The organism is Dellaglioa sp. CoH-57-MRSF-16, from assembly GCF_056782055.1.
Genome location: NZ_JBXAXZ010000233.1, coordinates 1 through 234, shown reverse-complemented (window position 1 = coordinate 234; position 234 = coordinate 1). Strand labels below are relative to the sequence as shown.

The 234-nt window shown below is 72.2% G+C and carries 1 protein-coding gene; it reads left to right on the top strand.

What is annotated here, in order from left to right; genetic code table 11:
* Window positions 1-234: hypothetical protein (locus AC1RPH_RS08535; RefSeq protein ID WP_481762156.1), on the top strand; the 234-nt coding region annotated here is incomplete at both ends.

Here is a 234-nt window from a genome sequence, read left to right as displayed (position 1 = left end):
ATCGCGGCTGGTCGAGACCGTGGGGAGGACCTTCGGCGCCGACTTCGTCCCCGACCGCGAGCAGAGCGCCATCGACCCGTTCGTGGTGAGCGGGCTCGACCGGGACGACTACTGGCGGTGGTCGGCGGAGTTCGCCGCGCACGTGCGGGAGCGGGTGGCCGTGCGCGAAGCAGCGGCGCGCGCACTGTGGAGCGAGCTCCCGACGGTCGAGAACGCCTGCGCCTACTTCCAGAC